The 22,152-nt window shown below is 44.8% G+C and carries 9 protein-coding genes, 11 tRNA genes and 6 rRNA genes; 24 read left to right on the forward strand and 2 right to left on the reverse strand.

Translation table 11 applies throughout. From position 1 onward, the window contains the following. Positions 1-53: 53 nt before the first annotated feature. From dusB to rrf (ACKVEV_RS17630), 19 genes are all read left to right on the forward strand, one after another. Complete coding sequence (gene dusB / locus ACKVEV_RS17540) at positions 54-1,094, forward strand: tRNA dihydrouridine synthase DusB (RefSeq protein ID WP_409367537.1); 1,041 nt, start codon at positions 54-56, stop codon at positions 1,092-1,094. 234 nt (positions 1,095-1,328) lie between these two features. Next, a complete protein-coding gene (gene lysS / locus ACKVEV_RS17545; protein WP_409367538.1) occupies positions 1,329-2,831 on the forward strand; it encodes a lysine--tRNA ligase in 1,503 nt (500 codons plus the stop codon). Between the two features lie 543 nt (positions 2,832-3,374). Then, positions 3,375-4,926 (forward strand): 16S ribosomal RNA (locus tag ACKVEV_RS17550). A gap of 183 nt (positions 4,927-5,109) precedes the next feature. After that, positions 5,110-8,037: ribosomal RNA gene (locus ACKVEV_RS17555) — 23S ribosomal RNA — on the forward strand. A gap of 115 nt (positions 8,038-8,152) precedes the next feature. After that, a 5S ribosomal RNA gene (gene rrf / locus ACKVEV_RS17560) occupies positions 8,153-8,268 on the forward strand. 10 nt (positions 8,269-8,278) lie between these two features. Next, a tRNA-Val gene (locus ACKVEV_RS17565) sits at positions 8,279-8,354 on the forward strand. A 3-nt stretch (positions 8,355-8,357) separates the two neighbouring features. Next, positions 8,358-8,433 (forward strand) — tRNA-Thr (locus ACKVEV_RS17570). Positions 8,434-8,439: 6 nt separating this feature from the next. Next, positions 8,440-8,515, forward strand: a tRNA-Lys gene (locus ACKVEV_RS17575). 21 nt (positions 8,516-8,536) lie between these two features. Continuing rightward, positions 8,537-8,621 (forward strand) — tRNA-Leu (locus ACKVEV_RS17580). A 48-nt stretch (positions 8,622-8,669) separates the two neighbouring features. Further along, positions 8,670-8,744, forward strand: a tRNA-Gly gene (locus tag ACKVEV_RS17585). Between the two features lie 5 nt (positions 8,745-8,749). Then, positions 8,750-8,838: transfer RNA gene (locus ACKVEV_RS17590), tRNA-Leu, on the forward strand. A gap of 16 nt (positions 8,839-8,854) precedes the next feature. After that, positions 8,855-8,931 (forward strand) — tRNA-Arg (locus ACKVEV_RS17595). Between the two features lie 9 nt (positions 8,932-8,940). Beyond that, positions 8,941-9,017, forward strand: a tRNA-Pro gene (locus ACKVEV_RS17600). 22 nt (positions 9,018-9,039) lie between these two features. After that, positions 9,040-9,115 (forward strand) — tRNA-Ala (locus ACKVEV_RS17605). A gap of 142 nt (positions 9,116-9,257) precedes the next feature. Beyond that, positions 9,258-10,809, forward strand: a 16S ribosomal RNA gene (locus tag ACKVEV_RS17610). A gap of 98 nt (positions 10,810-10,907) precedes the next feature. Further along, a tRNA-Ile gene (locus tag ACKVEV_RS17615) sits at positions 10,908-10,984 on the forward strand. 13 nt (positions 10,985-10,997) lie between these two features. Beyond that, a tRNA-Ala gene (locus ACKVEV_RS17620) sits at positions 10,998-11,073 on the forward strand. Between the two features lie 219 nt (positions 11,074-11,292). Continuing rightward, positions 11,293-14,220 (forward strand): 23S ribosomal RNA (locus tag ACKVEV_RS17625). A 69-nt stretch (positions 14,221-14,289) separates the two neighbouring features. Next, positions 14,290-14,405: ribosomal RNA gene (gene rrf, locus ACKVEV_RS17630) — 5S ribosomal RNA — on the forward strand. Together the 16S, 23S and 5S rRNA genes with 11 tRNA genes alongside form the textbook arrangement of a ribosomal RNA operon. 130 nt (positions 14,406-14,535) lie before the next feature. Here rrf (ACKVEV_RS17630) and ACKVEV_RS17635 read toward each other — a convergent pair. Further along, complete coding sequence (locus tag ACKVEV_RS17635) at positions 14,536-15,207, reverse strand: LytTR family DNA-binding domain-containing protein (protein ID WP_409367539.1); 672 nt, start codon at positions 15,205-15,207, stop codon at positions 14,536-14,538. Positions 15,208-15,421: 214 nt separating this feature from the next. Between ACKVEV_RS17635 and aceA the strand changes: the two genes are divergently transcribed. Then, positions 15,422-16,705, forward strand: a complete 1,284-nt coding sequence (aceA, locus tag ACKVEV_RS17640; RefSeq protein WP_409367540.1) for an isocitrate lyase — start codon at positions 15,422-15,424, stop codon at positions 16,703-16,705. A gap of 99 nt (positions 16,706-16,804) precedes the next feature. Continuing rightward, a complete protein-coding gene (gene aceB / locus ACKVEV_RS17645; protein WP_409367541.1) occupies positions 16,805-18,403 on the forward strand; it encodes a malate synthase A in 1,599 nt (532 codons plus the stop codon). Positions 18,404-18,822: 419 nt separating this feature from the next. Here the strand turns inward: aceB and ACKVEV_RS17650 are convergent, their stop codons facing one another. After that, the gene (locus tag ACKVEV_RS17650) at positions 18,823-19,488 is read right to left on the reverse strand and encodes an O-methyltransferase (protein WP_409367542.1); all 666 of its coding nucleotides are present in this window, start codon (positions 19,486-19,488) and stop codon (positions 18,823-18,825) included. 123 nt (positions 19,489-19,611) lie between these two features. On the opposite strand from ACKVEV_RS17650, the gene ACKVEV_RS17655 reads away from it, so the two are divergent. From ACKVEV_RS17655 to ACKVEV_RS17665, 3 genes are all read left to right on the forward strand, one after another. After that, positions 19,612-20,502, forward strand: a complete 891-nt coding sequence (locus tag ACKVEV_RS17655) for a LysR family transcriptional regulator (RefSeq protein WP_409367543.1) — start codon at positions 19,612-19,614, stop codon at positions 20,500-20,502. Between the two features lie 71 nt (positions 20,503-20,573). Then, positions 20,574-20,969 (forward strand): GntR family transcriptional regulator, encoded by a 396-nt coding sequence (locus ACKVEV_RS17660; protein ID WP_409367544.1) that lies wholly within the window; start codon positions 20,574-20,576, stop codon positions 20,967-20,969. A gap of 1 nt (position 20,970) precedes the next feature. Further along, on the forward strand, positions 20,971-22,068 hold the full coding sequence (locus ACKVEV_RS17665; RefSeq protein ID WP_409367545.1) for a DUF1648 domain-containing protein: 1,098 nt from the start codon (positions 20,971-20,973) through the stop codon (positions 22,066-22,068). Positions 22,069-22,152 lie beyond the last annotated feature (84 nt).

Genomic DNA, 22,152 nt, shown 5'->3' on the forward strand with positions numbered 1-22,152 from the left:
CAATAGATCTTTAGCAATGACGGGTGAAAGCCCATAGAAGGAGGAAATTGACGTTGAGTCAGACAACTGAAAAGCCGTTTCAAATTGGCGATATTGTGATGGACAACCGTGTCGTCTTAGCACCGATGGCTGGCATCTGTAATTCTGCATTTCGCTTAACGGTAAAAGAATTCGGAGCAGGGCTTGTATATGCCGAAATGATTAGTGATAAAGGGATCGTAAATAAAAACGAAAAAACGTTAGGTATGCTTTATATCGATGAACGTGAAAACCCTCTTTCATTACAAATTTTTGGTGGAGATAAAACGACATTAGTAGAAGCGGCGAAGTATGTAGATGAAAACACAACTGCTGATATTATTGATATAAATATGGGTTGTCCTGTTAATAAAATAATTAAGTGTGAAGCGGGCGCTCGTTTACTGTTAGATCCAAGTAAAGTATATGAGATGGTAGCAGCAGTAGTAGATGCTGTGAAAAAGCCTGTCAGTGTAAAAATGCGTATTGGTTGGGACGATGAACATGTCTTTGCTGTGGAAAATGCCCAGGCTGTTGAACGTGCGGGCGCTTCTGCGGTGGCAGTCCATGGTCGTACACGTGTACAAATGTACGAAGGAAAAGCAAATTGGGATATTATCCGTCAAGTAAAGGAAAATGTAAATATTCCAGTGCTCGGCAATGGGGATGTTGAAACACCGCAAGATGCAAAACGCATGCTTGATACAACAGGTGTAGATGCCGTTATGATAGGACGCGCAGCACTGGGTAATCCTTGGATGATTTATCGTACAGTTCAGTACTTGGAAACGGGTGAGTTAAAAGAAGAGCCTGGCGTTCGCGAAAAAATGGATGTATGTTTACTGCATTTTGAGCGCCTACTACAACTAAAAGGCGAGAGTGTGGCAGTGCGCGAAATGCGTAAACATGCTTCTTGGTATTTAAAAGGTATTCGTGGTAACGGTAAAGCTCGTAGTGCCATAAACCAAACGGAAACGGCTGTAGAGCTACGCGCTATATTAAATGGTATTGTGCAAGAATATGAGGAACTTGAGACAGGAATTTTTGCGCCGGAACAAAAGAAACTCATTATATAATAGAAAGAGGCATCTCAATTATAATTGGGGAGCCTCTTTTTTTATGGTGGCAGAGGAAGGTAGAAACGAACGATAGCGTAGTTAGGAGTATAATTTTATTGTATTTGACTTTAATTGTTAGAATTATTAATCATTTTAAGTCTTTTGGAAATTAAACCGAAACAGATGAATACGGCTTTAAAATTGTGTACAATAGAAATATTATGGACGTAAACGCGGACAATTTAATAAGGAGTGAAACAAGTGTCAAACATAGAAGAATTAAATGATCAGCTTTTGGTGAGACGTCAAAAAATGACTGCGATTCAAGAGAACGGTCAAGATCCATTCGGTAGTCGATTTGAGCGTACGCATTTATCTACAGAAGTGCGTGAACAATTTGCAGATCAAACAAAAGAACAGCTAGAAGAAAACCTACAAGAAGTGATTATCGCAGGTCGTATTATGACAAAGCGCGGTAAAGGGAAAGCTGGCTTTGCACATATTCAAGATTTAGGTGGACAAATTCAAATCTACGTTCGTCAAGACCATGTTGGTGAAGAAGCGTATGAGTTATTTAAACAAGCTGACTTAGGCGATATCGTAGGTATACGTGGTAACGTATTCCGTACGCAAGTGGGAGAGCTTTCAGTGAAAGCTGAAGGATTTACATTCCTAACAAAAGCACTACGTCCTATGCCTGAAAAATTCCATGGCTTACAAGATGTAGAACAACGTTACCGTCAACGTTATTTAGATTTAATGACGAACGAAGAGAGCAAAAAAACATTTATTACACGTTCTAAAATTATTCGTGCTATTCGTAACTATTTAGATAATGCAGGTTATTTAGAAGTTGAAACACCAATGTTGCATACAATTGCTGGTGGTGCAGCGGCTCGTCCGTTCATTACGCACCATAATGCACTGGATATGGAACTATATATGCGTATCGCGATTGAGTTACACTTAAAACGTTTAATCGTGGGTGGACTAGAAAAAGTTTATGAAATCGGTCGTGTATTCCGTAACGAAGGTATTTCAACTCGCCACAATCCGGAGTTCACAATGATTGAGCTGTATGAAGCGTATGCTGATTACAAAGATATTATGTCGTTAACAGAGAATTTGATTGCCCATGTAGCACAAGAAGTACTTGGCACAACATCTGTTCAATATGGTGAAGATGAAATTAACCTAGCTGTAGGTTGGAGACGAGTTCATATGGTAGACGCTGTTAAAGAAGCTACTGGGGTAGACTTCTGGCAAGCGATGACAAAAGAACAAGCGCAAGCACTTGCTCAAGAGCATGGAGTAGAAGTGAAGGCTACACATGAAGTCGGCCATATTATTAACGAATTCTTCGAGCAAAAAGTAGAAGAAACGCTTGTGCAGCCAACATTTGTGTTCGGTCACCCAGTAGAAATCTCTCCTTTAGCGAAGAAAAATCCAGAGGACGAGCGTTTCACAGATCGTTTTGAGCTGTTTATTGTACGTCGTGAACATGCGAATGCCTTTACAGAACTAAATGACCCGATCGACCAACGTGAACGCTTTGAGGCACAATTAGCTGAAAAAGAAGCGGGTAATGATGAGGCTCACGAAATGGATAATGACTTTATTGAAGCTTTAGAATTCGGTATGCCGCCAACAGGTGGTTTAGGTATCGGTATTGACCGTTTAATCATGCTTCTTACAAACTCTCCATCAATTCGTGATGTATTATTATTCCCAACAATGCGCCACACTTCAAAATAATATTTAATGAAAGAGACTCTTTATAAAAGGGTCTCTTTATTTTATTGTGAAAAGACAAAAACAGAGGTATAGTAATACTAATGTTTATAACAATAACAAATATAACAGTGTACCTAGAATAAGCTATATATAGCTTACTAATGACGTTTTTTTATAAAATGATATTTTTATAGAAAAAAACACTTGCGAAGATTATAGAATCGTGATAAATTATTACTTGTCGCTAAGACGACGCATCAAAAGTATTACAAACTATTAATAACATCACAAAAAAGTGTTGACAACAACATTGCAAAGTGATAAGATATAAAAGTTGTCACTTCTTAAAAGAAAAACTTCTTAAAAAAGTTGTTGACAAAGAATATCGAAAATGTTATTATATAAAAGTTACTGAAAATAACCGGTAACAAAATGAACCTTGAAAACTGAACAAGCAAAACGTAATCAATATAGTTTCTGAGCTAACTTCGGTTAGTGAACGAAACAAAAATTTTGGACATCAAAATTGATGCCAGCAAAACAATTTGAGCTAATCAAATTTCTTTTATGGAGAGTTTGATCCTGGCTCAGGACGAACGCTGGCGGCGTGCCTAATACATGCAAGTCGAGCGGACAGAGAAGGAGCTTGCTCCTTTGATGTTAGCGGCGGACGGGTGAGTAACACGTGGGCAACCTACCCTATAGTTTGGGATAACTCCGGGAAACCGGGGCTAATACCGAATAATCTGTTTCACTTCATGGTGAAACACTGAAAGACGGTTTCGGCTGTCGCTATAGGATGGGCCCGCGGCGCATTAGCTAGTTGGTGAGGTAACGGCTCACCAAGGCGACGATGCGTAGCCGACCTGAGAGGGTGATCGGCCACACTGGGACTGAGACACGGCCCAGACTCCTACGGGAGGCAGCAGTAGGGAATCTTCCACAATGGGCGAAAGCCTGATGGAGCAACGCCGCGTGAGTGAAGAAGGATTTCGGTTCGTAAAACTCTGTTGTAAGGGAAGAACAAGTACAGTAGTAACTGGCTGTACCTTGACGGTACCTTATTAGAAAGCCACGGCTAACTACGTGCCAGCAGCCGCGGTAATACGTAGGTGGCAAGCGTTGTCCGGAATTATTGGGCGTAAAGCGCGCGCAGGTGGTTTCTTAAGTCTGATGTGAAAGCCCACGGCTCAACCGTGGAGGGTCATTGGAAACTGGGAGACTTGAGTGCAGAAGAGGATAGTGGAATTCCAAGTGTAGCGGTGAAATGCGTAGAGATTTGGAGGAACACCAGTGGCGAAGGCGACTATCTGGTCTGTAACTGACACTGAGGCGCGAAAGCGTGGGGAGCAAACAGGATTAGATACCCTGGTAGTCCACGCCGTAAACGATGAGTGCTAAGTGTTAGGGGGTTTCCGCCCCTTAGTGCTGCAGCTAACGCATTAAGCACTCCGCCTGGGGAGTACGGTCGCAAGACTGAAACTCAAAGGAATTGACGGGGGCCCGCACAAGCGGTGGAGCATGTGGTTTAATTCGAAGCAACGCGAAGAACCTTACCAGGTCTTGACATCCCGTTGACCACTGTAGAGATATGGTTTTCCCTTCGGGGACAACGGTGACAGGTGGTGCATGGTTGTCGTCAGCTCGTGTCGTGAGATGTTGGGTTAAGTCCCGCAACGAGCGCAACCCTTGATCTTAGTTGCCATCATTTAGTTGGGCACTCTAAGGTGACTGCCGGTGACAAACCGGAGGAAGGTGGGGATGACGTCAAATCATCATGCCCCTTATGACCTGGGCTACACACGTGCTACAATGGACGATACAAACGGTTGCCAACTCGCGAGAGGGAGCTAATCCGATAAAGTCGTTCTCAGTTCGGATTGTAGGCTGCAACTCGCCTACATGAAGCCGGAATCGCTAGTAATCGCGGATCAGCATGCCGCGGTGAATACGTTCCCGGGCCTTGTACACACCGCCCGTCACACCACGAGAGTTTGTAACACCCGAAGTCGGTGAGGTAACCTTTTGGAGCCAGCCGCCGAAGGTGGGATAGATGATTGGGGTGAAGTCGTAACAAGGTAGCCGTATCGGAAGGTGCGGCTGGATCACCTCCTTTCTAAGGATATTTTCGGAATACAAACCTTGGGTTTGTAAGATTACGTTTTGCGTTCAGTTTTGAAGGTTCATCATTAAGATGAAACACTTCAAAACTTGTTCTTTGAAAACTGGATAAAACGACATTGAAATTGTAACAAACACATTTATTTTTTAAAATTAAGTTTTTTAGGCTTAATAACTTGGTTAAGTTATTAAGGGCGCACGGCGAATGCCTTGGCACTAGGAGCCGAAGAAGGACGGCACTAACACCGATATGCTTCGGGGAGCTGTAAGTGAGCTTTGATCCGGAGATTTCCGAATGGGGGAACCCACTACGTTTAATCGCGTAGTATCTTGACGTGAATACATAGCGTCTTGAAGGCAGACCCAGGGAACTGAAACATCTAAGTACCTGGAGGAAGAGAAAGAAAAATCGATTCCCTGAGTAGCGGCGAGCGAAACGGGAAGAGCCCAAACCAAGAGGCTTGCCTCTTGGGGTTGTAGGACACTCTATACGGAGTTACAAAGGAATGAGTTAGACGAAGCGACTTGGAAAGGTCCGCCAGAGCAGGTAAAAGCCCTGTAGTCGAAAGTTTATTCCCTCCAGAGTGGATCCTGAGTACGGCGGAACACGTGAAATTCCGTCGGAATCCGGGAGGACCATCTCCCAAGGCTAAATACTACCTAGTGACCGATAGTGAACCAGTACCGTGAGGGAAAGGTGAAAAGCACCCCGGAAGGGGAGTGAAATAGATCCTGAAACCGTGTGCCTACAAGTAGTTAGAGCCCGTTAATGGGTGATAGCGTGCCTTTTGTAGAATGAACCGGCGAGTTACGATTACGTGCGAGGTTAAGCTTTAGAAGGCGGAGCCGCAGCGAAAGCGAGTCTGAATAGGGCGAATTAGTACGTGGTCGTAGACCCGAAACCAGGTGATCTACCCATGTCCAGGGTGAAGGTGAGGTAACACTTACTGGAGGCCCGAACCCACGCACGTTGAAAAGTGCGGGGATGAGGTGTGGGTAGCGGAGAAATTCCAATCGAACTTGGAGATAGCTGGTTCTCTCCGAAATAGCTTTAGGGCTAGCCTCGTGATGAGAATACTGGAGGTAGAGCACTGTTTGGACTAGGGGGCCATCCCGGTTTACCGAATTCAGACAAACTCCGAATGCCAGATATTTATACACGGGAGTCAGACTGCGAGTGATAAGATCCGTAGTCAAAAGGGAAACAGCCCAGACCACCAGCTAAGGTCCCAAAGTAATCGTTAAGTGGAAAAGGATGTGGCGTTGCACAGACAACCAGGATGTTGGCTTAGAAGCAGCCATCATTTAAAGAGTGCGTAATAGCTCACTGGTCGAGTGACGCTGCGCCGAAAATGTATCGGGGCTAAACGATTCACCGAAGCTGTGGATTGACATCTACGATGTCAGTGGTAGGAGAGCGTTCTAAGTGCGTTGAAGTCAGACCGGAAGGACTGGTGGAGCGCTTAGAAGTGAGAATGCCGGTATGAGTAGCGAAAGACGGGTGAGAATCCCGTCCACCGTATGACTAAGGTTTCCTGAGGAAGGCTCGTCCGCTCAGGGTTAGTCGGGACCTAAGCCGAGGCCGATAGGCGTAGGCGATGGACAACAGGTTGATATTCCTGTACCACCTCCTCACCGTTTGAGAAATGGGGGGACGCAGTAGGATAGGGTAAGCGCGCCGTTGGTTGTGCGCGTCCAAGCAGTAAGGCGTGTGTGTAGGCAAATCCGCACACTGTAACGTTGAGCTGTGATGGCGAGTCCGTATGGACGAAGTTCCTGATTTCACACTGCCAAGAAAAGCCTCTATCGAGGTGAGAGGTGCCCGTACCGCAAACCGACACAGGTAGTCGAGGAGAGAATCCTAAGGTGTGCGAGAGAACTCTCGTTAAGGAACTCGGCAAAATGACCCCGTAACTTCGGGAGAAGGGGTGCTCTTGAGCGTGCAAGCGCATGAGAGCCGCAGTGAATAGGCCCAGGCGACTGTTTAGCAAAAACACAGGTCTCTGCAAAACCGTAAGGTGACGTATAGGGGCTGACGCCTGCCCGGTGCTGGAAGGTTAAGAGGAGTGGTTAGCGCAAGCGAAGCTGCGAATTGAAGCCCCAGTAAACGGCGGCCGTAACTATAACGGTCCTAAGGTAGCGAAATTCCTTGTCGGGTAAGTTCCGACCCGCACGAAAGGCGTAACGATCTGGGCACTGTCTCAACGAGAGACTCGGTGAAATTATAGTACCTGTGAAGATGCAGGTTACCCGCGACAGGACGGAAAGACCCCGTGGAGCTTTACTGTAGCCTGATATTGAATTTTGGTACAACTTGTACAGGATAGGTAGGAGCCAGAGATCTCGGAGCGCCAGCTTCGAAGGAGGCGTCGGTGGGATACTACCCTGGTTGTATTGAAATTCTAACCCATGCCCCTTAGCGGGGCAGGAGACAGTGTCAGGCGGACAGTTTGACTGGGGCGGTCGCCTCCTAAAAGGTAACGGAGGCGCCCAAAGGTTCCCTCAGAATGGTTGGAAATCATTCGTAGAGTGTAAAGGCACAAGGGAGCTTGACTGCGAGACCTACAAGTCGAGCAGGGTCGAAAGACGGGCTTAGTGATCCGGTGGTTCCGCATGGAAGGGCCATCGCTCAACGGATAAAAGCTACCCCGGGGATAACAGGCTTATCTCCCCCAAGAGTCCACATCGACGGGGAGGTTTGGCACCTCGATGTCGGCTCATCGCATCCTGGGGCTGTAGTCGGTCCCAAGGGTTGGGCTGTTCGCCCATTAAAGCGGTACGCGAGCTGGGTTCAGAACGTCGTGAGACAGTTCGGTCCCTATCCGTCGTGGGCGTAGGAAATTTGAGAGGAGCTGTCCTTAGTACGAGAGGACCGGGATGGACACACCGCTGGTGTACCAGTTGTCTTGCCAAAGGCATCGCTGGGTAGCTATGTGTGGACGGGATAAGTGCTGAAAGCATCTAAGCATGAAGCCCCCCTCAAGATGAGATTTCCCATTACGCAAGTAAGTAAGATCCCTCAAAGACGATGAGGTAGATAGGTTCGAGGTGGAAGTGTGGTGACACATGGAGCTGACGAATACTAATCGATCGAGGACTTAACCAAAAAAGTTTGAAACATTCAATGAACCGTTTATCCAGTTTTGAAAGAACAAGAAAGTTTTAAAAAAAACTTGTAATTATAACGATTTATGTTATAATGAATCTTGTCTTTTAAATAGTCTAGTGATGATGGCAAAGAGGTCACACCCGTTCCCATACCGAACACGGAAGTTAAGCTCTTTAGCGCCGATGGTAGTTGGGGGCTTCCCCCTGTGAGAGTAGGACGTCGCTAGGCATAATACCCAGGAGGATTAGCTCAGCTGGGAGAGCATCTGCCTTACAAGCAGAGGGTCGGCGGTTCGAGCCCGTCATCCTCCACCATATGCCGGTTTAGCTCAGCAGGTAGAGCAACTGACTTGTAATCAGTAGGTCGTGGGTTCGATTCCTATAGCCGGCACCATTTTTTGAGCCATTAGCTCAGTTGGTAGAGCATCTGACTTTTAATCAGAGGGTCGAAGGTTCGAGTCCTTCATGGCTCACCATTTAATTACCAACAATAATATGCGGGTGTGGCGGAATTGGCAGACGCACTAGACTTAGGATCTAGCGCCGCGAGGCGTGGGGGTTCGACTCCCTTCACCCGCACCATTTATATTTCAAATTCATAATTGCCAGGATAAATAATCTTATGCACATGCGGAAGTAGTTCAGTGGTAGAACACCACCTTGCCAAGGTGGGGGTCGCGAGTTCGAACCTCGTCTTCCGCTCCAAATGTGCCGGGGTGGCGGAACTGGCAGACGCACAGGACTTAAAATCCTGCGGTAGGTGACTACCGTGCCGGTTCGATTCCGGCCCTCGGCACCATTTTTCAATATATTAAGCGCCCGTAGCTCAATTGGATAGAGCGTCTGACTACGGATCAGAAGGTTGTGGGTTCGACTCCTGCCGGGCGCGCCAATAAATAAACGGGAAGTAGCTCAGCTTGGTAGAGCACTTGGTTTGGGACCAAGGGGTCGCAGGTTCGAATCCTGTCTTCCCGACCATTTCCTTAAAAATTAAAATTTTGGGGCCTTAGCTCAGCTGGGAGAGCGCCTGCCTTGCACGCAGGAGGTCAGCGGTTCGATCCCGCTAGGCTCCACCAATCACAATAAATGAACCTTGAAAACTGAACAAGCAAAACGTAATCAATATAGTTTCTGAGCTAACTTCGGTTAGTGAATGAAACAAAAATTTTGGACATCAAAATTGATGCCAGCAAAACAATTTGAGCTAATCAAATTTCTTTTATGGAGAGTTTGATCCTGGCTCAGGACGAACGCTGGCGGCGTGCCTAATACATGCAAGTCGAGCGGACAGAGAAGGAGCTTGCTCCTTTGACGTTAGCGGCGGACGGGTGAGTAACACGTGGGCAACCTACCCTATAGTTTGGGATAACTCCGGGAAACCGGGGCTAATACCGAATAATCTGTTTCACTTCATGGTGAAATACTGAAAGACGGTTTCGGCTGTCGCTATAGGATGGGCCCGCGGCGCATTAGCTAGTTGGTGAGGTAACGGCTCACCAAGGCGACGATGCGTAGCCGACCTGAGAGGGTGATCGGCCACACTGGGACTGAGACACGGCCCAGACTCCTACGGGAGGCAGCAGTAGGGAATCTTCCACAATGGGCGAAAGCCTGATGGAGCAACGCCGCGTGAGTGAAGAAGGATTTCGGTTCGTAAAACTCTGTTGTAAGGGAAGAACAAGTACAGTAGTAACTGGCTGTACCTTGACGGTACCTTATTAGAAAGCCACGGCTAACTACGTGCCAGCAGCCGCGGTAATACGTAGGTGGCAAGCGTTGTCCGGAATTATTGGGCGTAAAGCGCGCGCAGGTGGTTTCTTAAGTCTGATGTGAAAGCCCACGGCTCAACCGTGGAGGGTCATTGGAAACTGGGAGACTTGAGTGCAGAAGAGGATAGTGGAATTCCAAGTGTAGCGGTGAAATGCGTAGAGATTTGGAGGAACACCAGTGGCGAAGGCGACTATCTGGTCTGTAACTGACACTGAGGCGCGAAAGCGTGGGGAGCAAACAGGATTAGATACCCTGGTAGTCCACGCCGTAAACGATGAGTGCTAAGTGTTAGGGGGTTTCCGCCCCTTAGTGCTGCAGCTAACGCATTAAGCACTCCGCCTGGGGAGTACGGTCGCAAGACTGAAACTCAAAGGAATTGACGGGGGCCCGCACAAGCGGTGGAGCATGTGGTTTAATTCGAAGCAACGCGAAGAACCTTACCAGGTCTTGACATCCCGTTGACCACTGTAGAGATATGGTTTTCCCTTCGGGGACAACGGTGACAGGTGGTGCATGGTTGTCGTCAGCTCGTGTCGTGAGATGTTGGGTTAAGTCCCGCAACGAGCGCAACCCTTGATCTTAGTTGCCATCATTTAGTTGGGCACTCTAAGGTGACTGCCGGTGACAAACCGGAGGAAGGTGGGGATGACGTCAAATCATCATGCCCCTTATGACCTGGGCTACACACGTGCTACAATGGACGATACAAACGGTTGCCAACTCGCGAGAGGGAGCTAATCCGATAAAGTCGTTCTCAGTTCGGATTGTAGGCTGCAACTCGCCTACATGAAGCCGGAATCGCTAGTAATCGCGGATCAGCATGCCGCGGTGAATACGTTCCCGGGCCTTGTACACACCGCCCGTCACACCACGAGAGTTTGTAACACCCGAAGTCGGTGAGGTAACCTTTTGGAGCCAGCCGCCGAAGGTGGGATAGATGATTGGGGTGAAGTCGTAACAAGGTAGCCGTATCGGAAGGTGCGGCTGGATCACCTCCTTTCTAAGGATATTTTCGGAATACAAACCTTGGGTTTGTAAGATTACGTCTTTGCTGTTCAGTTTTGAAGGTTTATAACTAATTTTATAAAACTTCCAAGAGGGCCTATAGCTCAGCTGGTTAGAGCGCACGCCTGATAAGCGTGAGGTCGATGGTTCGAGTCCATTTAGGCCCACCATATATAACCTCTTGGGGCCTTAGCTCAGCTGGGAGAGCGCCTGCCTTGCACGCAGGAGGTCAGCGGTTCGATCCCGCTAGGCTCCACCAATTTTTTATTTGTTCTTTGAAAACTGGATAAAACGACATTGAAATTGTAACAAACACATTTATTTTTTAAGTTTTTTATAGGCTTAATAACATTAAAAAAGGTTTCGAGATACGAGTAAGACAAGGAAGCAATTGAGTGAGAGAAGGAGCGTACCTCTGTACGTGACTGAACGAACGAATGAAGCTGACGATGGATTACGATGTATATCGGAAGCTGTAGGTTAAGTTATTAAGGGCGCACGGCGAATGCCTTGGCACTAGGAGCCGAAGAAGGACGGCACTAACACCGATATGCTTCGGGGAGCTGTAAGTGAGCTTTGATCCGGAGATTTCCGAATGGGGGAACCCACTACGTTTAATCGCGTAGTATCTTGACGTGAATACATAGCGTCTTGAAGGCAGACCCAGGGAACTGAAACATCTAAGTACCTGGAGGAAGAGAAAGAAAAATCGATTCCCTGAGTAGCGGCGAGCGAAACGGGAAGAGCCCAAACCAAGAGGCTTGCCTCTTGGGGTTGTAGGACACTCTATACGGAGTTACAAAGGAATGAGTTAGACGAAGCGACTTGGAAAGGTCCGCCAGAGCAGGTAAAAGCCCTGTAGTCGAAAGTTTATTCCCTCCAGAGTGGATCCTGAGTACGGCGGAACACGTGAAATTCCGTCGGAATCCGGGAGGACCATCTCCCAAGGCTAAATACTACCTAGTGACCGATAGTGAACCAGTACCGTGAGGGAAAGGTGAAAAGCACCCCGGAAGGGGAGTGAAAGAGATCCTGAAACCGTGTGCCTACAAGTAGTTAGAGCCCGTTAATGGGTGATAGCGTGCCTTTTGTAGAATGAACCGGCGAGTTACGATTACGTGCGAGGTTAAGCTTTAGAAGGCGGAGCCGCAGCGAAAGCGAGTCTGAATAGGGCGAATTAGTACGTGGTCGTAGACCCGAAACCAGGTGATCTACCCATGTCCAGGGTGAAGGTGAGGTAACACTTACTGGAGGCCCGAACCCACGCACGTTGAAAAGTGCGGGGATGAGGTGTGGGTAGCGGAGAAATTCCAATCGAACTTGGAGATAGCTGGTTCTCTCCGAAATAGCTTTAGGGCTAGCCTCGTGATGAGAATACTGGAGGTAGAGCACTGTTTGGACTAGGGGGCCATCCCGGTTTACCGAATTCAGACAAACTCCGAATGCCAGATATTTATACACGGGAGTCAGACTGCGAGTGATAAGATCCGTAGTCAAAAGGGAAACAGCCCAGACCACCAGCTAAGGTCCCAAAGTAATCGTTAAGTGGAAAAGGATGTGGCGTTGCACAGACAACCAGGATGTTGGCTTAGAAGCAGCCATCATTTAAAGAGTGCGTAATAGCTCACTGGTCGAGTGACGCTGCGCCGAAAATGTATCGGGGCTAAACGATTCACCGAAGCTGTGGATTGACATCTACGATGTCAGTGGTAGGAGAGCGTTCTAAGTGCGTTGAAGTCAGACCGGAAGGACTGGTGGAGCGCTTAGAAGTGAGAATGCCGGTATGAGTAGCGAAAGACGGGTGAGAATCCCGTCCACCGTATGACTAAGGTTTCCTGAGGAAGGCTCGTCCGCTCAGGGTTAGTCGGGACCTAAGCCGAGGCCGATAGGCGTAGGCGATGGACAACAGGTTGATATTCCTGTACCACCTCCTCACCGTTTGAGAAATGGGGGGACGCAGTAGGATAGGGTAAGCGCGCCGTTGGTTGTGCGCGTCCAAGCAGTAAGGCGTGTGTGTAGGCAAATCCGCACACTGTAACGTTGAGCTGTGATGGCGAGTCCGTATGGACGAAGTTCCTGATTTCACACTGCCAAGAAAAGCCTCTATCGAGGTGAGAGGTGCCCGTACCGCAAACCGACACAGGTAGTCGAGGAGAGAATCCTAAGGTGTGCGAGAGAACTCTCGTTAAGGAACTCGGCAAAATGACCCCGTAACTTCGGGAGAAGGGGTGCTCTTGAGCGTGCAAGCGCATGAGAGCCGCAGTGAATAGGCCCAGGCGACTGTTTAGCAAAAACACAGGTCTCTGCAAAACCGTAAGGTGACGTATAGGGGCTGACGCCTGCCCGGTGCTGGAAGGTTAAGAGGAGTGGTTAGCGCAAGCGAAGCTGCGAATTGAAGCCCCAGTAAACGGCGGCCGTAACTATAACGGTCCTAAGGTAGCGAAATTCCTTGTCGGGTAAGTTCCGACCCGCACGAAAGGCGTAACGATCTGGGCACTGTCTCAACGAGAGACTCGGTGAAATTATAGTACCTGTGAAGATGCAGGTTACCCGCGACAGGACGGAAAGACCCCGTGGAGCTTTACTGTAGCCTGATATTGAATTTTGGTACAACTTGTACAGGATAGGTAGGAGCCAGAGATCTCGGAGCGCCAGCTTCGAAGGAGGCGTCGGTGGGATACTACCCTGGTTGTATTGAAATTCTAACCCATGCCCCTTAGCGGGGCAGGAGACAGTGTCAGGCGGACAGTTTGACTGGGGCGGTCGCCTCCTAAAAGGTAACGGAGGCGCCCAAAGGTTCCCTCAGAATGGTTGGAAATCATTCGTAGAGTGTAAAGGCACAAGGGAGCTTGACTGCGAGACCTACAAGTCGAGCAGGGTCGAAAGACGGGCTTAGTGATCCGGTGGTTCCGCATGGAAGGGCCATCGCTCAACGGATAAAAGCTACCCCGGGGATAACAGGCTTATCTCCCCCAAGAGTCCACATCGACGGGGAGGTTTGGCACCTCGATGTCGGCTCATCGCATCCTGGGGCTGTAGTCGGTCCCAAGGGTTGGGCTGTTCGCCCATTAAAGCGGTACGCGAGCTGGGTTCAGAACGTCGTGAGACAGTTCGGTCCCTATCCGTCGTGGGCGTAGGAAATTTGAGAGGAGCTGTCCTTAGTACGAGAGGACCGGGATGGACACACCGCTGGTGTACCAGTTGTCTTGCCAAAGGCATCGCTGGGTAGCTATGTGTGGACGGGATAAGTGCTGAAAGCATCTAAGCATGAAGCCCCCCTCAAGATGAGATTTCCCATTACGCAAGTAAGTAAGATCCCTCAAAGACGATGAGGTAGATAGGTTCGAGGTGGAAGTGTGGTGACACATGGAGCTGACGAATACTAATCGATCGAGGACTTAACCAAAAATGTTTGAAATATTCAATGAACCGTTTATCCAGTTTTGAAAGAATAACTCTTTCAATTTAATTAATGTCTAGTGATGATGGCAAAGAGGTCACACCCGTTCCCATACCGAACACGGAAGTTAAGCTCTTTAGCGCCGATGGTAGTTGGGGGCTTCCCCCTGTGAGAGTAGGACGTCGCTAGGCAAATAAAACCCTGAGAATTTTATTCTCAGGGTTTTTTTCTATTAAACGTTAAATAGCATTGTTTCTAAAGTGCAATGCCAAATTCATTTTCTAGAACAGCTGCATAATACAGCTGTTTTTATTTTGTTGTTTAAAATTCAAGGGCACTTCGCAAATGATTAAGATAAGATTGGCTGACTGGTAATTCTGTTCCATCCTTTAAAGTAACAATGAAATTTGAAGTGAGATCACGTGCCATTTTTTTTATGAAATGAATATTAACTATATAGGATCTATGAATGCGAATAAAAAATGGTGGTAAACGCATTTGTAATTCTTTAAGTGTAATACTTGTTTTAAATTGATCTTTTTCTACATAAAACCATGTTCTTTTCTGAAGGCTTTCAATATAAGAAATTTGATCAATTGCCACAGGGGTCCACTCTTCATCCCTTTTCCCTGTTAAAAATTGATAAGGTTCTAATTTCTGAGTAGTAGCTGTCGAAGGTAAAACAACAACGAGAGCAGCTGGAGTTTCTTGTATATGTATTGGATAGCCAATACCGTAAATCGGCGTGCCAAATAGCGTGTTATCTATGATTGGGTCTGTGCGTTTCTTTGTATGCATTACTAATTGGGCGATGCTGCCTGGTTCGACTTGTCTTCCTAATTCAAAATGAATACCGTAATTTCCAGGGTGAAAATAAATATAGGAGTTTTGAACAGCAATGGCGATGGACGAGTTAGCTGGAATCCAGTCTTGTAACATCGTAATAAATTGTTGTGAAATATCTTTTTGTAAAGAATTGAACTCATTATTCATTGTGATTATCCCCCTTATGTGTAAACAGTTTACCAAATTTTGTCGCTGAAAAAGGTAGTTTCATCATTAAAATTTGGTATTTTATCTAAAAATAGTGAAAATTCAGATGTTCTGTTATATATTAATTTACAACAAATAAACCTGTTATGGAACAGAAATTAAAAAGTTTTTTAACAGAGTATATTTTATACAATGGGGAAGGTGGAATTTCAAAATGTCAACACGTCAAGAAAAAATTCAAGCTTTAGAAAAACAATGGGCGGAAAACCCACGTTGGGCTGGTATTGAACGTGCTTATACGGCTGAAGAGGTAGTTAAATTACAAGGTTCTGTTGTGATTGAACAAACTTTAGCAACTAAAGGTGCAAAACGACTTTGGAACTCATTACATGAAGAACCGTTCATTAATGCATTAGGTGCATTAACTGGTAATCAAGCTGTTCAACAAGTAAAAGCAGGATTAAAAGCAATCTACTTATCTGGCTGGCAAGTAGCTGCTGATGCTAACCTTTCTGGTCAAATGTACCCGGACCAATCATTATACCCAGCTAACTCTGTACCAGCTGTCGTAAAGCGTATTAACCAAGCATTACAACGTGCTGATCAAATTGATCATGCTGAAGGCCGTGTAGATGATTTTGATTGGTTTGCACCGATTGTAGCAGACGCTGAAGCTGGATTTGGCGGCCCATTAAACGTATTTGAACTTGTAAAAGGGATGATTGAAGCAGGAGCTGCAGGTGTTCATTTAGAGGACCAATTAGCTTCTGAGAAAAAATGTGGACATTTAGGTGGTAAAGTATTACTTCCTACACAAAATGCTGTTCGTAACTTAATTGCTGCTCGTCTTGCAACAGATGTGATGGGCGTAGATACGATTTTAATCGCACGTACGGATGCTGATGCTGCAGATATGGTAACTTCAGATATTGATCCACGTGATGCTGAATTTATTACTGGCGAACGTACACCAGAAGGTTTCTTCCGTACAACACCAGGCATTAAACAAGCGATTGCGCGCGGTTTAGCTTACGCTCCATATGCAGATTTAATCTGGTGTGAAACGTCTAAGCCATCACTTGAAGAAGCACGTGAATTCGCTGCAGCGATTCATGCTGAATTCCCAGGTAAAATGCTTGCTTACAACTGCTCGCCTTCATTTAACTGGAAAGCAAATCTTTCAGAAGAAGAAATTGCAGAATATCAACGTGAGCTAGGTAAACTAGGTTACAAATTCCAGTTCGTAACGTTAGCAGGCTTCCATGCATTAAATCACTCTATGTTTGAGCTTGCGCATGACTATAAAGATAATGGCATGGCTGCATACTCTAAACTACAACAAGCTGAGTTTGCTTCTGAATCGAAAGGTTATACTGCTACTCGTCACCAACGTGAAGTAGGTACAGGTTACTTCGATGATGTGTCACAAGTTATTTCAGGTGGTACTTCTTCGACAACAGCTATGGCTGGTTCAACAGAAACAGAACAATTCGTTTAATTCAATTACGTTAATTCCTAAATTCATAATCATAGATAAGTTTCCCTCGCACCTCCTAAGCGGGGGGAACTTAAATCACGAGAGGTGGGGGAACTACTAATGGAACAGGTAACTACAGGTAAGCTTACTATTGTTGGGGAACAAAACGAGCAAACAAAAGAAATTTTAACACCGGAAGCCCTTGAGTTTGTTCTTGCCCTGCATGAAAAGTTCGATGCTCGTCGTAAAGAGCTTTTAGAGGCTCGTCAAGAACGTCAAAAGCGTCTCGACGCTGGTGAGAAACTTGATTTCTTGCCAGAAACGAAGCATATTCGTGAGGGAGATTGGACAATTGCGCCACTGCCGGCGGATTTACAAGATCGACGTGTAGAAATTACAGGTCCAGTTGATCGAAAAATGGTTATTAATGCATTGAATTCTGGTGCGAGAATGTTCATGGCTTGCTTTGAAGATGCATCGGCACCGACATGGGAAAACATGATTTCAGGCCAAATTAATATGCGTGATGCTATTAATAAGACGATTGAATTTACCCAAGCGTCAAACGGTAAAACGTATAAATTAAACAATGAAACAGCTGTATTATTAGTACGTCCTCGTGGTCTTCACTTACTTGAAAAGCATGTACTTGTGGATGGGGAGCCTGTTTCAGGTAGTTTCTTTGATTTTGCTCTGTATTTATTCCATAATGCTAAAAATGCACTAGCAAAAGGTACAGGTCCATACTTCTACCTACCAAAGCTAGAAAGCCATTTAGAAGCTCGTTTGTGGAACGATGTCTTTGTCTTTGCACAAGATTATATCGGTATTCCACAAGGTACAATTAGAGCTACGGTTTTAATAGAAACAATATTGGCTGCTTTTGAAATGGATGAAATTTTATATGAACTCCGCGATCATTCAGCCGGTCTGAACTGTGGCCGTTGGGATTATATTTTCAGCTATATTAAACGTCTGCGTAATCAACCAGATGTGATTCTACCTGACCGTGGTCAAGTAACGATGACAGTGCCATTTATGAAGGCTTATACGTCTTTATGTATTCAAACATGTCATAAACGCAACGCACCTGCTATGGGTGGTATGGCGGCGCAAATCCCTGTTAAAGGTGATGATGAGGCGAATGCAGTCGCATTTGCAAAGGTTGCGGAAGATAAACGTCGTGAGGCAACAGCTGGTCATGATGGCACATGGGTAGCACACCCAGGCATGGTGGCAACAGCTATGGAACAGTTTGATGCGATTATGGAGACACCAAATCAAATCCATAATAAACGAGAAGATGTTAACGTGACGGCTGAAGATTTAGTAGCTGTTCCAGAGGGTACGATTACACTTGAAGGTCTTCGTATTAACTGTAGTGTGGGCGTACAGTATATTGCTTCTTGGTTACGAGGCAATGGCGCTGCACCAATTAATAATTTGATGGAAGATGCAGCCACAGCAGAAATCTCACGTACACAAGTATGGCAATGGATTCGTCATCCGAAAGGTATTTTAGATGATGGCCGTGGTATTACATTGGCATTTGTATTAGAAATTTTGGAAGAAGAGCTTGTGAAAATTAAAGAGGCTGTTGGGGAACAAGCCTATAATAGTGGTCGCTATGATGAAGCTGCTGAACTATTTAAATCTTTAATTGAGCAAGATGAGTTCGTGGAATTCTTGACACTTCCAGGGTATGAAAAATTAAATTAATAAATCTGCATCTACTAACGAACATATCGAACTTTCCTACATTATTAGTGGGCTGAACTTGAATGCAGCTCACAAATTCTACTAACGTAGGAAACGGGGTCTGTTCCCCCGTTTCTTACTGAAAGTACAATGAACACTGTTTAATAAAAGGGGTTTGCTAATAAAATAAAGAGATTTAAAAATGGGGTATAAGATGTCTTACGAGCTTTGATGGGGGCTTGTAAGGCATTTTTTATTGTTGCTAGCGTTGTTGTCCATTGCAACACAAGCTTTCTGCTGTAGAACGTTAGCCGCAATCTTGAGTTGCGGCTAACGTTTTTGCTGTTCCTTTGGTGTCGCGGCATTCGCTAAATGCGGCTCCATTAGATATAGGGGGAATTTACTCCTTTTAAAATAATGTGCCAGCCTCTCTTTTTCAGTTAGTTAACAGTTGCTAGTACGAAGCCGTCATAGCCTTTAATTCCGACTGTTTGAATGGCTGTTGCTTCAATACGCGGATGCTGTTGTAATAGATCCATAAATTGTTGCACACCTTGTACACGTTCATCTTCGCTTTTATCATCGATAACTTCCCCGTTTCGCACGACATTATCAGCGATAATTAGTGCTCCTGTATTCGCTAATTCTAACGCCCACTTTAAATAGTGCGGATTATTCGGTTTATCAGCATCAATGAAAATAAAGTCAAATAAAGGTCCTGACTTTTTTAAGATTGGCAATGAATCTAATGCATTTCCAACCATTACTTCGACTTTATTGTCACAGCCTGCTTGTAAAATGTTTTGTTTCGCTATTTCTGCATACGTTGGATCAATCTCTAATGTGTAGACTTTCCCTTTTTCAGGAAGCGCGCGGGCAAGCCATATACTACTATAGCCCCCAAGTGTACCAATCTCTAAAATGTTTTGAGCACCTTTTATTTTTGCTAGTAGGTAGAGCAGCTTTCCTTGTGTCGGTGATACATCAATTTCTGGTATGTTAGCATTTTTATTTGTTTGTAAGACGTTGTCCAACGACTTATCAACGGGAATTAGCTTTTCAATAAAATATTCATCTACATCATGCCAAACATTGTTTGTTACCATATGATAATTCCTCATTTCCTAAGTGAAATCACTTGCAACTACAGTGTATGCTAAAATAAACCATAATAAAAATATATAATTATTACTTATCTATAACTTAAAGTTATAAGAGAGGGGGAAGGTATGAATAGCCACGCATTAAAATTATTTTACCAAGTAGCGAAAACAGGGAGTTTTACAAAGGCAGCTGAATCCTTGCATATTAGTCAGCCTGCAGTTTCCAGCCAAATTAAAAGGTTTGAACAGGAAATAGGTGTACCGTTATTTAAACAGCAAGGCAGAGGCATTATCTTGACGGAATTCGGTGAGGCGTTAGCTGAAAAGGCACAAAATCTCGTTGCGCTTGAGGAACATATTGATTCATTTATTGAAGATTATCGTACGGCTAAGACTGGAACAATTCATATTGTGGCTACTTATTTACCTGCGAATTTTTTGCTTCCAAGATGGGCAGCAACCTTTAAAGGAGCAAACGAAGAAGTGAATTTAGTTATTACAACGGCCAATACGAAAGAAGCGTTTGAACAACTTATACACTATAAAGCAGATATCGCTATTTATGGAGGTGGATATGCAGAGAGACCTGATGAAGTATTATGGGAGGAGCTTTTTGAAGATGAGTTGTGGTTTGTCGTTGCACCTGAACATCGTTATGCAAATCAAACGATTTCTATAGCGGATATCATGAAGGAACCCTTTATTATGCGAGAAGAAGGGAGCTCCATGAGAGAGCATCTATTTTCACTTTGTGAAACACACCAAATACAACCGCCAAGAATTGCACTGCAATTTAGTGGGATAAATGAAACGATTCGCTCTGTTATGGGCGGCTATGGTGCCATCTTTATCTCATCTCTTGCTGTGAAAGAATATGTTCATACGGGGCAATTGGCAAGAGTGTATGTACAAGGAATACAGAGTAAACATAAAGTGGCTATCTGCACAAGGAATAATGAAAAGCAAAGTGAGCTAGTGAGAAAATTCATTGAGGCGATAAAAAACTATGCCGTATGATACAGCTGCTTCTATGCATGAAATTGGTTATTTGTTATACTATTTATATAACAAATATGGAGCTGATATAGATGTTAATTCAAATAGAGCCCTTCTCTGATGTACCTATCTATGAACAGGTGACACGGCAAATTATTGAGGGCATTGCAAGAGGAGATATGAGGCCGGGTGATACATTACCATCTGTACGTAGTTTAGCGGCTGATCTAGGTGTTAATATGCATACTGTTAATAAGAGCTATCATGAGCTTGAGGCGAAAGGCATTATTACCATTCGTGCGAAATCAGGTGCAATTATTCGTTCAGCAGAGGAACGTGCATTAACGCCAGAACAGTTGCGGCAGATTGAAAAAAACTTAAAACCTGTTGTGGCAGAAGGAATGGTGCTCGGCGCAACAGTAGATCAAATTGAGCACATGATGAAAAAGGTATTTGCAGATTTGCAATTGCCAGTAGAAGAGGTGTAGCATGCTACTAGGTATTTTTACAACTTTGTATCTGATGACATTAGCTATGCAAATTTTTGTCCCTTTTATCGTACGTGAGACAATCGTATTTGGTGTTTCTGTACCTGAACAACATGTAAAGCATTCTGCATTGGCAGTTGCTAAAAAGCGCTATGCGCAAATAGTAGGCTTTTGTGGCGTGCTAATTTTAATTATTATGTTTGTATTTTACGGGAAGCTTGCGCCATCTGAAAGTGCACAAGGCACTCTTTTACTTTGCTGCTTATTTGGAATGCTAGCTGTCAGTATGGTGTTATACTGGTTCAACCATCAAAAAGTAATGAGGCTAAAAATGCATGAGCAATGGGGCATGAATTTGAAACAAATGCGAGCAGTCGATTTAACAGCTCGTAGCCGTGATGAAATACTACCTTGGCCTTTTTATGTTGTCCCTATAGTGGGCTCCATTTACCTCATTGTATTTACGTTGTTGCATTATGATCAAATACCAAATGCAGTCGCGGTACATTGGGGACCAAGCGGAGCGGCAGATGCGTGGCAAGAAAAAACATATTTTACGGCAATTGCGCTACCATTAGTCATGTTAATGATGCAATGTATGATGTGGGGTACTGCGGATTCATTAAAGCGTTCAGCAATTCGCATGTCTGTTAATCGTCAACAGGAATCTTTAGAAAGTGAATTAAAAGCACGGAAATTTATGAGTTGGAATATAGCGTTAGTCAGCTATAGTTTAACAGGCTTATTGACAATACTGCAGTTAAGTAATATTTACCCTGAGATGGCTGAGGGGAAAAAATTACTACCATTCTTTATGGCTTTTATTGTTTTAATTACAGGTTCAGTGCTTGTTTATGCGTGGAAAAAGCGACAGTTACGTTTGCATTATAAAGACAATGTAGAATCAGAGATAATGGATGTTGATGAGGATCGTTACTGGAAGGGCGGTCTTATTTATATTAATCGCCATGATCCATCTGTTTTTGTGGAAAAACGTTTTGGGGTAGGCTGGACAATGAATTTTGCAAACCCAAGAGGGTATATCGTCATTGGCTTGCCATTCCTAATATTGCTGCTGGTTTCTATCCTTTCTCTTTAGTGCCAGGCACCCAAACAATTCTGACAATTCACAAAAAGCGCAGTAGGTTGATGTTAGCAAGTTTAGGAACTGAACTCCTAGAGC

The organism is Lysinibacillus sp. 38-6 (assembly GCF_046245175.1).
Lineage (GTDB): Bacteria > Bacillota > Bacilli > Bacillales_A > Planococcaceae > Lysinibacillus.